12 protein-coding genes are annotated in these 13,367 nt (G+C 36.4%); 5 read left to right on the top strand and 7 right to left on the bottom strand.

What is annotated here, in order from left to right; translation table 11 throughout:
* Positions 1-56 precede the first annotated feature (56 nt).
* From AC27VX_RS06365 to gpmI, 3 genes are all read right to left on the bottom strand, one after another.
* Positions 57-488, bottom strand: a complete 432-nt coding sequence (locus AC27VX_RS06365; protein WP_236859001.1) for a BT0820 family HAD-type phosphatase — start codon at positions 486-488, stop codon at positions 57-59.
* Between the two features lie 98 nt (positions 489-586).
* Complete coding sequence (locus tag AC27VX_RS06360; RefSeq protein ID WP_236859000.1) at positions 587-1,564, bottom strand: acyl-ACP desaturase; 978 nt, start codon at positions 1,562-1,564, stop codon at positions 587-589.
* A gap of 148 nt (positions 1,565-1,712) precedes the next feature.
* The gene (gpmI, locus tag AC27VX_RS06355; RefSeq protein ID WP_236858999.1) at positions 1,713-3,254 is read right to left on the bottom strand and encodes a 2,3-bisphosphoglycerate-independent phosphoglycerate mutase; all 1,542 of its coding nucleotides are present in this window, start codon (positions 3,252-3,254) and stop codon (positions 1,713-1,715) included.
* Between the two features lie 330 nt (positions 3,255-3,584).
* Here gpmI and AC27VX_RS06350 point away from each other — a divergent pair, with 330 nt between their 5' ends.
* On the top strand, positions 3,585-3,908 hold the full coding sequence (locus AC27VX_RS06350) for a translation initiation factor (RefSeq protein WP_236858998.1): 324 nt from the start codon (positions 3,585-3,587) through the stop codon (positions 3,906-3,908).
* 2 nt (positions 3,909-3,910) lie between these two features.
* Here the strand turns inward: AC27VX_RS06350 and AC27VX_RS06345 are convergent, their stop codons facing one another.
* Both AC27VX_RS06345 and AC27VX_RS06340 read right to left on the bottom strand, forming a co-directional pair.
* Positions 3,911-4,810 (bottom strand): leucine-rich repeat domain-containing protein, encoded by a 900-nt coding sequence (locus AC27VX_RS06345; RefSeq protein ID WP_488694492.1) that lies wholly within the window; start codon positions 4,808-4,810, stop codon positions 3,911-3,913.
* Between the two features lie 54 nt (positions 4,811-4,864).
* Positions 4,865-7,018: an alkaline phosphatase PhoX gene (locus tag AC27VX_RS06340; RefSeq protein ID WP_488694490.1), complete on the bottom strand. Its 2,154-nt coding sequence runs from the start codon at positions 7,016-7,018 to the stop codon at positions 4,865-4,867.
* 272 nt (positions 7,019-7,290) lie between these two features.
* On the opposite strand from AC27VX_RS06340, the gene AC27VX_RS06335 reads away from it, so the two are divergent.
* Positions 7,291-7,710: a helix-turn-helix transcriptional regulator gene (locus AC27VX_RS06335; protein WP_488694488.1), complete on the top strand. Its 420-nt coding sequence runs from the start codon at positions 7,291-7,293 to the stop codon at positions 7,708-7,710.
* Positions 7,711-7,752: 42 nt separating this feature from the next.
* Positions 7,753-8,163, top strand: coding sequence for an XRE family transcriptional regulator (locus AC27VX_RS06330; protein WP_236858994.1), 411 nt, complete (start codon positions 7,753-7,755; stop codon positions 8,161-8,163).
* Positions 8,164-8,333: 170 nt separating this feature from the next.
* Here the strand turns inward: AC27VX_RS06330 and AC27VX_RS06325 are convergent, their stop codons facing one another.
* Positions 8,334-10,163, bottom strand: a complete 1,830-nt coding sequence (locus AC27VX_RS06325; protein WP_488694486.1) for a cytochrome-c peroxidase — start codon at positions 10,161-10,163, stop codon at positions 8,334-8,336.
* 229 nt (positions 10,164-10,392) lie between these two features.
* Here AC27VX_RS06325 and AC27VX_RS06320 point away from each other — a divergent pair, with 229 nt between their 5' ends.
* Together AC27VX_RS06320 and AC27VX_RS06315 are read left to right on the top strand one after the other, a co-directional pair.
* Positions 10,393-10,881, top strand: coding sequence for a hypothetical protein (locus AC27VX_RS06320; protein ID WP_488694484.1), 489 nt, complete (start codon positions 10,393-10,395; stop codon positions 10,879-10,881).
* A 23-nt stretch (positions 10,882-10,904) separates the two neighbouring features.
* Entirely contained in the window at positions 10,905-11,759 is an 855-nt protein-coding gene (locus AC27VX_RS06315; RefSeq protein WP_488694482.1) for a nucleoside phosphorylase, read from the top strand.
* Positions 11,760-11,987: 228 nt separating this feature from the next.
* On the opposite strand, the gene AC27VX_RS06310 is transcribed toward AC27VX_RS06315, so the two are convergent.
* Entirely contained in the window at positions 11,988-13,262 is a 1,275-nt protein-coding gene (locus AC27VX_RS06310; protein ID WP_488694480.1) for a hypothetical protein, read from the bottom strand.
* Between the last annotated feature and the right edge of the window lie 105 nt (positions 13,263-13,367).

Raw genomic sequence — 13,367 nt, 5'->3', positions numbered from 1 at the left:
TAATGAATATGACACTAAAAAAACTACTATTTAATGTCTGGCTTCTATGCTTTGTCTTACCAGAAAAGTCCTTTTTTCTTTTCTTTTTTTAATTTTGAATAGGCAAGAACTTCTTTTCCTTCTACACGGAATTCTATTCTCTCCTGAATAATATTGTAGATTTCGCCCCATCCCGGGAATCCACCTAAGTTTCTGTCGTCAATGAACCAATCTGCATCCAGTTTTCTGGATTGATTTTCAGAGTCAAAGACCTCTCCTTCAAAGCTTGAGTTTACTGCATAGAATTCGATTCCGTTTTTTTTGCAGAATTCTACTGCTTCATCTAACGTTTTTCCGTGTCTATAGGTCCAAAGAATAAGTCTGTATCCTTCTGCCTGCAGTCTTTTTAAAGTTTCGAAAGCAAAGGTTTTCGGTTTTCCAATTGCCGGATAAGCATCATCCACAACGGTCCCGTCAAAGTCAACAGCAATCTTTTTATTATTTAACATTTTGTTCTTTTTTAGCTTTGCAAAGATAAGAAATAAAAAAGAGTGCCAAAAAGAAAGGCACTCAATACTTTTATAAATTAAATAATAATATGGAACTATTAGCTCTTTACCCAGTTGAACTGGAACTGAAGATCCGGAGTAGAAACTCTGTCTGTGATCTTCTGTAGTCTTGCAGGAAGCTTCATCAGGTATTCCTGAGCTTTTTCCGCTTTCTCTGTAAGACCTTTTACGTGCTCTATTTTCCACTCATCTAATAAGTCTTTCATAATATTGATATAATCATTCCCTGTATATACCATACATCTTTGTGCAGCATCTGAGAAATGCCCCCAAAGTTCTCCTGCTTTCTGTCCGGATTGTCTCATCAGGTGAGCAGGCATAACGATTTTCTTACGCATCATATCTTCGAACGCAAGAATCATTTCTGAAGGGTCTATTTCAAGGATTTTAGCTACGAAATGTTTATAAGCTTTAGCGTGCCTTGCTTCATCTGCAGCAATTACGCCACACATTTTGGCTAATTTACCATTTCCGGACTGCTTTGCCAATGTTCCTACTCTTCTGTGAGAAATATTGGTAGCTGTTTCCTGAAAACTTGTATAAATAAAGTTTCTGTATGGATCCATACTGGTTCCAAGATCGAAACCGTCATTGATCAAATACTGAGTAGTGATCTCTACTTCTCTCATATTTACTCTACCACACAGGTAAAGGTATTTGTTCAGCAGATCACCGTGTCTGTTCTCTTCAGCAGTCCATGCTCTCACCCAGTTTGCCCAGCCTAGTTTTTCTTCCTGATTGATTCCATCTACTCCCATCAACCAGGACTCGTAAGATGGAAGAGCTTCTTCCGTGATACAGTCTCCAATTAATGTTACAAATAAATCATAAGGCATTTCACGGGCAAAAGTCTGAATTTCTTCTAAATCATGCTTAAAATCATCGCTTGAAGGATCTGGTAAATAATCGGAAGGCTGCCATATTTTTTCAATTGGCGTTAAAAATTTATCAAGAAAAGAACCTACTTCCTTTTCCAATATTCCCATTACTTCTTTCCTAACAAGCTTTTGATACATTTTACTATTCAGTTTTAATTGACAAAGATATGATTTATTTATTATTTAACGCATAATAAAGTATGCATCTCATACCTTATCTGACATATATCATAAAAAATGCCATTATATCATTATAACGGCATTTTTTTAATATTATTATTGAATTTTAACTAACTAAAACATCTCCTGTCATTGCTTCCGGTATTTCAACACCCATTACTTTCAGGATTGTGGGTGCTACATCGCCCAGCTTTCCGGGTTTCAAATTCCAGGTATGATCTTTATCCATTACAATAAAAGGAACCAGATTTGTTGAGTGCTGGGTGTTTGGAGTTCCATCAGGATTCATCATTACATCAGAATTTCCGTGATCTGCAAGAATGAAAACGGTGTATCCGTTTTCGTAAGCAGCAGCAGCTACCTTTTCAATGCACTGATCTACGACTTCTGCAGCTTTTACAGCGGCTTCAAATACTCCTGTATGCCCTACCATATCGGTATTGGCAAAATTCAGACAAACAAAATCGGCATTTCCCTGTTCCAGTTCCGGTACGATAGCGCTGGTGATATCATAGGCTGACATTTCCGGCTTTAAATCATAAGTAGGAACATCCTTCGGACTTGGGCACAGTAATCTTCTTTCTCCGTTGAACTCCTCTTCTCTTCCTCCTGAGAAGAAAAAGGTAACGTGAGGATATTTTTCTGTTTCAGCAATTCTGATCTGAGATTTGTTATTTTTTTCAAGAATTTCCCCCATTGTTTCTGTCAAAACATTTTCGTCAAAGACTACATTAACATTCTGAAATGTTTTGTCATAGTTCGTCAACGTAATATAATAAAGGTTCAATTTCTTCATAGAATATTCCGGGAAGTCTTTCTGTGAAAGAACTTCTGTAATTTCTCTTCCTCTGTCTGTACGGAAGTTGAAGCAGATTACCACATCATTATCAATGATTCTTGCTACCGGCACGATATTACCTGTTTCAGTAGTGTTTACTAAAATAATAGGTTTCAGGAATTCATCGGTTACCTTATTATCATAGGAAGCCTTAATAACTGCCAAAGCATCTGTGGTCTGCTCGCCTACTCCTTCTACAAGGGCATCATAAGCCAGTTTTACACGCTCCCATCTTTTATCTCTGTCCATCGCATAATATCTTCCGACAACGGTAGCCAGCTTTCCTGTGGTAGCTTCCATATGTTGTTGAAGTTCATCAATGAATCCAAATCCGGAATGCGGATCACAGTCTCTGCCATCGGTAAATGCGTGAACAAAAACATTTTCATCCAATCCGAATTCTTTTGCAGCAGTCAGTAATCCTTTTAAATGGTTGATATGTGAGTGAACTCCTCCATTGGAAACCAATCCGATGAAGTGTACTTTTTTATTTTCTTTTTTGGCATATTCAAAAGCATCCTGAATCACTTTTTCCTGTCCTAAAGTCCCGTTCTCAACAGCCATATTGAGTTTTACCAGATTTTGGTAAACTACTCTTCCGGCTCCAAGGTTCATATGTCCTACTTCGGAATTCCCCATCTGTCCTTCCGGAAGACCTACTGCCAGTCCACTTGCTTCAAGTGTTGTATGTGGGAATTTTTTGAAACAGCTGTCTATAAATGGTGTATTTGCTTTATCTATTGCGGAAACATCCGGGTTTGTTCCTAATCCCCATCCGTCAAGGATAGCCAGTATTGCTTTTTTCGACATTTTCTAAAACTTTTATATACAAATTTACCTAATTTCCGATGAATAGAAGAATTTGAGGTCCTGAATTTTGGGCATTCTTTTAAAATAAGGACCTTATATCTTTTTAATAATAATTCTGCGACTCTTCCTGTTTTATTCCCGCATAGATTAAAGAGATTTATCAGAAACCCAACCAGCCTATCATCAGTATACAAGTATACAGCCAGCTAGATTCTTTAGCAATGACAATGACACTTTAAAAAAGCCGGATAAAGATCTGTTTTATCAAAATTCATGAAATTTCGTGATCATTTGCATTCATAAATCAGTAAATCTTTTTAATTTTGCTTTATGGATTTACGAGATCAATTGAAGAATCTTTTTCCTGATCATGATGAGCAGGATTTTGAAATGCCTGAGGAACAATTCAAGCAAAAGGAACCTTTAGTATGCAAATTTGAAAAAAAAGGGAGAAATGGTAAGCCGGTAACGGTTGTTGAAGGCTGGGAAGGCAGTGAGGAAGACCTGAAAAAAATCTCAAAGAAAATAAAAACCACCTTAGGAATAGGCGGTTCTGAGAAGGATGGAACGATTATCATTCAGGGGGATAACCGTGATAAAATCATGAATATCCTTAAAGAAATGGGATATAAAACCAAACGTGTTGGCGGATAAATCTAGAAATAGATCTGGGTTTCCGGCAGTGAGGTTTTTAAATTTTCAATTTTATTTTTCTCTATAGGATTTCCTGTAAGAATCAATGTTTTCAGATTTTTCAGCTGTTTGATTTCTACAGGAATATCTTTCAAATTATTGTTAGCCAGGTTCATGCTGACGATATTCTTTAATCCTTTTATTCGGGATGAAATTTCTGTGATATTGTTGCCGCTTACATTCAGAAATTCAAGATTTCTTGATTTAAAGAGGTTCTCCGGCAATTTTACAATGGCATTCTGCTGTAATTCAAGATATTTTAAGTTTTTAGGAAAGGATAAATTTCCCAAATCATTGATCTGATTATCTGAAAGGTTTAAAAATTTCAGATTTTTAATCTGATGCAGTCTGTCTGCAATAAAGCTGATCTGGTTCCCCTGCAGGTTGATTTCTTCCAGCGTTGGAATCTGCATTAATGCTTCCGGAAAAACGTTCAGATTATTGGCATCAAAATGAACTACTTTTAAGTTCTGAAGCTTTGCAATATTAGGATTGATGCTGGTCAGGCTATTAAGGTTCATCGAGAATGTGGTCAGTTTTTTAAGCTGGCTTATTTCATCAGGGATGTATTTAATACTGTTTTCATTAACGTTCAGTATTTCAAGTTCTTTTAGTGCAAATAATTCCTGATCCATCTTTTCAAGCTTATTGGCCATAATATTCAGAAAAAATACTGAGTCCAGCTTTACAGTCTGTGGAGGAAGATTGAACATTCCTTTTTCCCGAAAACTGATACTGTAAACTGTTTTTTTACTGGCTAAAGCATCCTCAATATTGGTAAAAGTAGGATATTTAACAGGATCAATCTGAGCCTTGAGCTGAGAAAGTGATACGATGGAAACAAGTAAGATAAGCTTTTTCATAAATATAAAAGACTGGCAGCAAAAAGTTACTGCCAGACTGGAATTATTAATAATTTACTTCTTTAAAAGTTTTACGGTCTTCTGGAAACCTCCTTCTGCTTCAATATTTAAAATTAAAACACGAGATCCTTCCAGCTGCTGCGTAAAGTCCAGGTCCAAAGCTTTGCTTGTACCATTGAATTTCTTCGTGTAAACAATTTTGCCATCCATACTGTAAGCTGTTACTGAAATATCTTTCAGTCCTTTTCCTGAATTGATTTTCACGATCCCTGAAGTAGGGTTTGGAGCGACAGTTACTGTATTTTCTGCTGTATTGTTTTCGATTGTTCCTAAAGATCCTTCGATACCTAAGTTATTTTTAAGAGCAATAACAACAGTTGCTGATTTTCCTTTATAGTTGATTGTATTCCCCGTTGCATCTACGTCTGTAGAAATGGTTGAATCCGGGTGCTGAACTGAGAAGAAACCAAATTTATGATCCGGAGTAAATGTAAGACCTGTAGGCTCTGCTCCTGCCGGCATAGAAGCAAATAGTCTTACTTTCGGATTAGCCTGAGTATGATCCGGTGCAATTACCCAAATATAGTTCTTACCACCATCCTGAAGAACCCAAAGGTTTCCAAGCTCGTCAAAAGTAAGGTTATCATTACCATCTGCCCATACTTCGGATTTCATTCCCTGAGCTGTATTGAAAGAATATACTGTAGAACTTCCTCCTACGAAAGTCTCTACCTGTGAAGCCGTCATTCCGTTATCCTGTAAACGGTACACTCTGTCTAATCCTTTTGCTGTAAAATAAATTCTGCCATCCAATGGGCTGATGTCTACATCTTCTACTCCATTAAATTTAGTACCTCCTAATGACAAAGCTAATGAAGCTGTATTATTTTGATCTGCCTTTGTTTTATTCGGCACCTGAATCCATGTTGCTGTAGTTCCTGCCGGATCTCCTGCTGCCGTTAATCCCTGGTCTAATTTTAATACATATAGATTTCCTGAAGAAAGATCGTTTGGAGTATCCATAATATATTTATACACCATGTGAGTTCCTCCGTCTTCTCCATAATATGCAATAGTTCCTGCATTGTTGATCACTACATTCTCATGGTTCATAATTCCCATCTGCCAAAGTTTTCCTTTGGAACCGTTCGGGTTTTTAGAGATGACCTGAGCTGTGGCGGGATCAATCTCTACCAACCAGCCGTAATCTTTGTATCCATCTGCATTCAGATCATTGGAAGTAACAGATTCTTCTGCGGTAACCACTGTTCCCCAAGGTGTAATTCCTCCTGAACAGTTTCTGATCGTCTGTACCAGACTGGGATCTGAGAAGCTTACAGCTCTGGATTTGGTTAGCTGCCAAAGTTTGGTAGAAGCATTGTAATTGATCTCTGCCATTGTAACTCCTCCAGGATTTGTTTCATGGTTTACGGAAAGATATCCGTTTGTACTGCTTCCTGTTTTTGGTACATAGGCTGTAAAGTCATTCTGACCTCCTACTAATCCTCCACCTTCGGTATAGCTGTCGCCCTCTTTTAAGATAAGCTGATATTTATGCTCCGAAGGAATGATCAGTTTATCCGTTTGTGCTGTAGGAACGATAGACGTAAAACAGCTGATATGTGTTCCGTTACAAGCTACAGGGTTTGTAGTATTTGCAGTCGTCTTAAGATAAGCATCAATTCTAAGGTCTGAACTGGTTGCACTTCTGTTATGTAATTCAACAGAGATTCTGTTGACACCGTTTACAAATTTTGATTTTGGAATAGAAAAAATATTGTATACATTTTCTGCAGCCCCATCAATGGTTGTACTAGAGAAAGTATTGAATGTAACAATACCCGCCGGCATATTGTCTCTTACCACTTCTTCACCGTTCAGGTATACAATAATACCATCATCTCTCATCACACCAAGTTCCATAGTATCAGAAAGCGTAGAAAGGTCAACGGTAAAATCCTTAGCAAAATAAGCAGTGGTAAGCCCGGAGTTAATTGTTGTTGTTACAGGATCCCCGTAACCTAGCGGGCCATTGCCAACTGTCCATGTTGAAATATCATAGGTCTTAGCATTCCATCCTATGGGCTGAGCCTGATTATTGTCTTTGTAGCTCCATGATGCTCCCTTATCAAATAATAAGGTCTGAGCCTGAATACCCGAGCAGGCAAGCAGAGCCAACGTTCCAATTGTTAGTAGTTTTTTCTTCATTTTTAATTTGATTTATTAGACGTTGCAAAACTATTTTTTTAGAGCCTTCCGTCTGTTAATAGGACTTTAAATATAAATCAGGGAATATTAAATTATTAAAAACCTAATGTTAAGGGGATTAATTTTCTGTTAATTGTTTCAAAACAAATTATATTCATAAGCTTAATCATTCACAAATGAGAAATTTTATTCAAAAACATGAATATTTTAGAAGATAATTTATTTTGAAATCAAGCTTTATTCTTATCTCTTAAAACTTTATATTTGTTATTATGATTGACACAGCTATGCAAAATAAAAAAATACATCAGGGTAGAAATATCAAACGTTTCCGGGAAATGCTGGGCATCAAGCAAGAAGCCTTAGCTTTCGAATTAGGTGAAGACTGGAATCAGAAGAAAGTCTCTCTTTTGGAACAAAAAGAAACGGTAGAATCTGATATTCTGGCACAGGTAGCTCAGATTCTTAAAGTACCGGCTGAAGCAATTGAGAACTTTGATGAAGAAGCAGCAATCAATATAATCGCTAATACTTTCAATAATCACGATCATTCTTCCCCCCAATTTGCGAATGTTATTAATAATTCACCCAATTTTCATCCTCTTGATAAAATGGTTGAACTTTATGAGCGTATGCTGAAACAACAACAGGAAATGATTGATAAACTTGAAAAGCTGATTCAAAGCAAATAGAACAAGTTTATTCTTATCTCTTAAAACTTTATATTTGTTATTATGATTGACACAGCTATGCAAAATAAAAAAATACATCAGGGTAGAAATATCAAACGTTTCCGGGAAATACTGGGCATCAAGAAAGAAGCCCTAGCTTTCGAATTAGGCGAGGACTGGAATCAGAAGAAAGTCTCTCTTTTGGAACAAAAAGAAACAGTAGAATCTGATATTCTGGCACAGGTAGCTCAGATTCTTAAAGTACCGGCTGAAGCAATTGAGAGCTTTGATGAAGAACAAGCCATCAACATTATTTCTAATACAGCCTCATTTGATAATTGTCAACAACCAGCCTTTTTTAATAACCAACCCACTTTCAATCCTCTTGACAAAATGGTTGAACTTTATGAGCGTATGCTGAAACAACAACAGGAAATGATTGATAAACTTGAAAAACTGATTCAAACAAAATAAACAAACAGACTGATCCGGTCTATAAAATAATTTTAGGCTAAATTCTGAAACTGTGTAAACATAATCTACACCAATTTCAGAATTTAGCCTATTTTTTATAAAAACTATATTGTTTCTGTCCGAATTTCCAGTGCGCAAATAAAAACCATATCACGCTACCAGAATTCTACCTACTTCGCTTTACTCACATCCGTAAGAGCATTCAGGAAAGCAATAATCTGTCTGATTTCCGTTTGGGTAAGGTTTAATTTATCAGGTGCCAGAGTTTGATTTTTCATTTTTAATCCTAATCCTTCTCCTCCTCCTTCGTTATAGAAATCCATAACCTCTTCCAATGTATTAAAAGCTCCGTTATGAAAATAAGGTTTCGTAAGGGCAATATTTCTCACGGTAACTGTTTTGAACGAATAATCATAGATCCAGGATTTTTCTTTTTTTACAGGGCTGTTTGCTCTTCCCATGTCATGATCCAATTCTATCGGCTGCTGATTGATTGGCTTTGTTGTTATTCCGAGAACTTCAGATTCATTTTCATTAAAAAACGGAGGTACAAGCCCGGAGAAATGGGGAGCAAAATGACAGGTGGCACAATTCGCTTTTCCCATAAAGAGGTTGAATCCTTTCTTTACATCCTCGGAAACATTCTTTTCATCTCTCATAAAGCGGTCAAAGTCGCTGTCAAAAGAATATAATGAAGCTACATAAGAACTTAAAGCTTTTGAAAAGTTTTCCTTATTGATATTTCCGTCTTTGAAAGCACTGCGGAATGCTTTTTTATATTCAGGTTTTGTTTTCAGTTTGTGAATAATGGTTTCGTAGCTTGTATTAAACTCATTTTCATTGTATATCACATGCTCTGCCTGCTGTTCAAGGTAAAAAGCACGAAGATCATAAAAGAATCTTTTAGCAAATACGGCATTATAAAGTGACGGAGAATTCCTTAAAACCGTTTTCCCTTCCACATTACTTTGGGATTTTGCTTTAAGATCTGTAAAAGCATTTTCCTGAAGATGGCAGGTTGCACAGCTCATTTTCCCATTACCGCTTAAATTTTGATCATAGAAAATTGACTTTCCGAGATTGCGTAAATGAGGACTGTCTTCTGAAGATTTCAGTAAAGTATAAAAATAGGGGTCTAAAAAGTCACTGCTGAAAAAGTTTTTATTTCCTACATTCCAGCCTGAGAATTCTTTGAGGTCATCCGCTCTGCCATCCCATTTCCCGAATTCTTCATACAGCGGATGTATGTATTTTTTATAAAATTCAATTCTGTCAAAAGTTTCAAAATCGGTATTTTTTGAAAGGTAACCTACAGCTTCTGTTAAGATTTGATTTGCTTTCTGCGTAGTATAATTTTTAAAATAAGGATCATCATTGATGTATTTTTGTATTCCCGAAAGTGCGTGTGCCGTTTCTTCTGAAATATTTAAGGAACCAGGTGTATCAAAACCCGTCACTCCCAGTGAATATATCCTGATCAGTTCTATCCGCAAAGGCAAGGTCTTATTATTTCCTTTACTTAATCCATTTTTCACTGCACTCAGGTAGAAACCGGAATAGCTATTGTATAAAAAGTCTGTAATAGTCTTTATTTTCTCTTTTTCATCCCCTGCCTCTTCTGAAAAAATAAGTTCATCCAAAACCTGTAATCCTTCCGGAGGTAAAGTATATGCCGTTGTTCCCGCTGCTTCTATATGAAATAAAGGGGCAGCATTAAGGTGGGTTTTGGTAAATTCAGGATAATGATAAGCTACGTAGAATTCTATTTCTTTAAATGAATTTCTGGTACTGCTTAATGATTTTTGCAGTTCATCAATTGAAATCTGGTCTTCTGAGAACTTGCGAACATCTGATTTTAGCTTTTCAAGCTTCATTTTAAAATCAGACAAACCTTTATTGACAAATGTATTTTCACTTTCTTTTCCTTTATAAACAGGATTGAAAGACATAACTGCAAATCCTATCAAAAGGACGACAACAAGCAGTGGATAAGATCTCATTAATTTTTAGCGGCAAAGCTACCAATCTGATGTTATCTCAGTTTTAATAGCAGATTAAATAATGTTTATATTTCTGATACAATATTTTTTACTAATTTTAAACCCCGAAATCAAATTCATTATTCTAGAGAAAACCGGTTATTCTAAAATACCGGAAAATAATGGCGGGAGATTATGGGGAGAGGATTTTTTTAATTAAATTCAATACATCAAAAACTAAAATAATATTATGAAAACAAAACTGTTGTTTGCAGTAGCAATAAGTTTCCTTTCTATTACTGTATTTTCGCAAAAGAAAAAGCTCGCAGAAAAGCCAGCCGTGAAGAAACAGGAAACAGCAGTCTATGCAGAGAAGAAAGGAAGTGATTATTATCTCGTTCGTCTGGAAAAAGATAAAGACATTCCCAATGTGTATGTGTATTCTAACGGAAGTACAAAGCCTTATAAAAACTACACTGATCTGAAGGATGTCATCATGGAATTCCCCGGAATAATGACTTCTAACAACTCTACCAAAGAAGAGCTGGTTTCTATTCTTAAAAAGGATGATCATTTTTATGAGATTACCTCTCAAAGGAAAGATCCTAAAAATATTGAAAAGACTATTGTTACCGTATATGAAGTAATGAATGGGCAAAGAAGAATTGTAGAAGAATACGGATCCATCTATGAGCTGATGGCCTCACCTTATAAAGAAGCAATTCTAATTAATTATTAAAAAAACAAAAAAATATACATATTATGCTAAATAAACTAGCTGCCTCAGAACTTGTTCTGAATGAAGATGGAAGTGTATACCACCTGAATCTTTTACCTGAAGATATTGCTGATAAAATCATCCTTGTGGGTGACCCTGACAGAGTGGCAAAAGTTTCAAAATATTTTGACACCGTAGAAATCAAAAAAAATAAAAGAGAATTCTATACCCATACAGGGACTCTGCGTGGTGAAAGAATCACCGTAATGTCAACAGGTATCGGAACTGAAAACATTGATATCGTAATGAACGAGCTTGATGCTTTGGTGAACATCGATCTTAAAAATAAAGAATTCAAAACTGAACATAAAGCTCTTGAGCTTTTCCGTATGGGAACATGTGGAAGTGTAAACCCTGATGTACAGGTAGACAATATGCTTGTTACTCAAAACGTAGTAGGACTGGATGGTCTTATGCATTTCTACCAGGATTACAGTTTCGAGAATGAGTTCTCTAAAAATTTCGTGGAGAAATTCCCATATGAAAAAATTAAGCCTATGCTTTACTTCTCAGACTGGGCGGAAGAAATGGGTGAATATTATAAAGATGCCAAATATCACGGTAATACGGCAACGTTCCCCGGGTTTTATGCTCCACAAGGGAGACAGCTTCGTCTAAAAGCGGTAGATGATCAATTCCTTGAAACATTGAATGACCTTGGAATCACCAACTTCGAAATGGAAACTTCTGCTATCTATGCGCTTTCAAAATTATTAGGCCACAAAGCAATTACAGTAAATAATGTAATTGCAAACAGAAGACGTGGAGAATTCTCTGCGGATCACCATGCTTCTGAAAAAAAACTGATTACATGGGTACTGGACAGAATTATTAAATAAATATTTTACACATATTACATATAAAGAGCTATTCTCGTTGGGGATAGCTCTTATTTTTGATAGGCTTCGGCTAATTTGTATTATTTAAAAACGTGCTAAAGCCCGTCCCTCTTGAATATACATCTATTCAATTTTTAAAAACCATCAATATTCAGGTGATATAAAAAGGACTTCCTTTTTGGAAGCCCTTAACACCATATCAACTATAATAAAAATTTATTATCTAAATTAAAACTCATTGATCATCACATAGAAATGTCCTGAGTACAAGCTTCCTGCGCTTCCTGAAATATTAGTAAGGTTAACCGTAATACTGGAAGTTGAAGTCAATCTCGGATTAGAAATCGAGAAGGTTGAATTACCTGCAAAATCTCCGGCTGGAGAAACAATCACCACAGCTCTGGAAGAACCCGGTTGAAATCCTGCAGGAACTGGGATATCAAGCGTCGCAAATTTCCCCGGAGGAATATTGCTGATAGAGACTCCCGGCCATACTTCAAAACTGATCTGGCTTTTCTGTATGCTTCCTTTCTCTCCCAGTTTAAATTGTCCGTTTACGTCAAGTTTTGCGGAAACATTAGGAGTTTCAGTACCAATCCCTACACTTGCATTATTATTCCCCAATACAATTGCATTGGCCTGTGAGGTTGTTGCTCCATATCCTACTGCAGTTGAATACTGTCCCAACGCATTTGCTCCCGAGCCTAAAGCAGTTGAATTCTGACTATTGGTGACAGCATTATATCCTAAAGCTGTTTCACTATTCGTATTTGTTTTTGCATTATATCCCAACGCTATGGACTGAAATCCTCCGGCAGAAGATTCATTTCCAATAGCAACAGATTCATTTTTACTGGTCTGGGCATGATAACCAATTGCTGTAGATCTGAAACTGGCAGCAGCAGCTTTATTTCCTATTGCTAAAGCTTCATTAAAAGAAGAAGCGGCACTTCCAATTGATATCCCCTGAAAAGCTGAGTTTGAACTCCCGATAGCAATACCGTTCTGGGCTGCATCGGCCCCTAATCCCAGACTTACAGAATTATCAACCCCCAGTCTGCCTGCAATTTTTGAATTTACCTTAAAGATCAGATCATCATATGTTTTTGTTCCCAATGCAAGATTGGTATTTGCCCCCCCAAAATTTCCAACATTTGTTCCTGTAAGATCCCAGCTTGTTCCATTATCAACTTTGGTGGTCCCTCCTATATTAATTAGAATATTATTCCATTTCGCTTCAAACCAGTAATAAAATCCAGCTTCTTTCAGATTTCCATTCCCATTATTCCATACAACAAGTCCATCAGCCGGAGATGGCACCGTTACATTGTCTGTAGATGAATTCAGTGCAATACTTGGAAGAAGTACTCCTTTATTTTTTGAGTTTACCTGAAGCATTGCTGAACTGTCTGGTTGAGAAATACCAATCCCAACCTGAGCATATATAAAAAAGCTAATTAGAAAAAAAAGAAGACTTACTTGAAATTTGTATTTTCCTGGCATTACACACATTTTTTGCGGTTGCAAATATACAATATTTTAATAAAATCGCAATTAAATTACAAATATCACAATTAAAAACACCACGGTGTGAATAAAGTGCAATTT

Source organism: Chryseobacterium sp. 14P4.3.2 (genome assembly GCF_057799275.1).
Note: the sequence above shows the minus strand (reverse complement) of the source record. Positions and strands in the feature narration are given on the sequence as shown.

Bases quoted from the DNA above. Each gene is read 5' to 3' on its own strand.
- AC27VX_RS06365 (WP_236859001.1), bottom strand. From the start codon at position 488: ATGTTAAATAATAAAAAGATTGCTGTTGACTTTGACGGGACCGTTGTG.
- AC27VX_RS06360 (WP_236859000.1), bottom strand. From the start codon at position 1,564: ATGTATCAAAAGCTTGTTAGGAAAGAAGTAATGGGAATATTGGAAAAG.
- gpmI (WP_236858999.1), bottom strand. From the start codon at position 3,254: ATGTCGAAAAAAGCAATACTGGCTATCCTTGACGGATGGGGATTAGGA.
- AC27VX_RS06350 (WP_236858998.1), top strand. From the start codon at position 3,585: ATGGATTTACGAGATCAATTGAAGAATCTTTTTCCTGATCATGATGAG.
- AC27VX_RS06345 (WP_488694492.1), bottom strand. From the start codon at position 4,810: ATGAAAAAGCTTATCTTACTTGTTTCCATCGTATCACTTTCTCAGCTC.
- AC27VX_RS06340 (WP_488694490.1), bottom strand. From the start codon at position 7,018: ATGAAGAAAAAACTACTAACAATTGGAACGTTGGCTCTGCTTGCCTGC.
- AC27VX_RS06335 (WP_488694488.1), top strand. From the start codon at position 7,291: ATGATTGACACAGCTATGCAAAATAAAAAAATACATCAGGGTAGAAAT.
- AC27VX_RS06330 (WP_236858994.1), top strand. From the start codon at position 7,753: ATGATTGACACAGCTATGCAAAATAAAAAAATACATCAGGGTAGAAAT.
- AC27VX_RS06325 (WP_488694486.1), bottom strand. From the start codon at position 10,163: ATGAGATCTTATCCACTGCTTGTTGTCGTCCTTTTGATAGGATTTGCA.
- AC27VX_RS06320 (WP_488694484.1), top strand. From the start codon at position 10,393: ATGAAAACAAAACTGTTGTTTGCAGTAGCAATAAGTTTCCTTTCTATT.
- AC27VX_RS06315 (WP_488694482.1), top strand. From the start codon at position 10,905: ATGCTAAATAAACTAGCTGCCTCAGAACTTGTTCTGAATGAAGATGGA.
- AC27VX_RS06310 (WP_488694480.1), bottom strand. From the start codon at position 13,262: ATGCCAGGAAAATACAAATTTCAAGTAAGTCTTCTTTTTTTTCTAATT.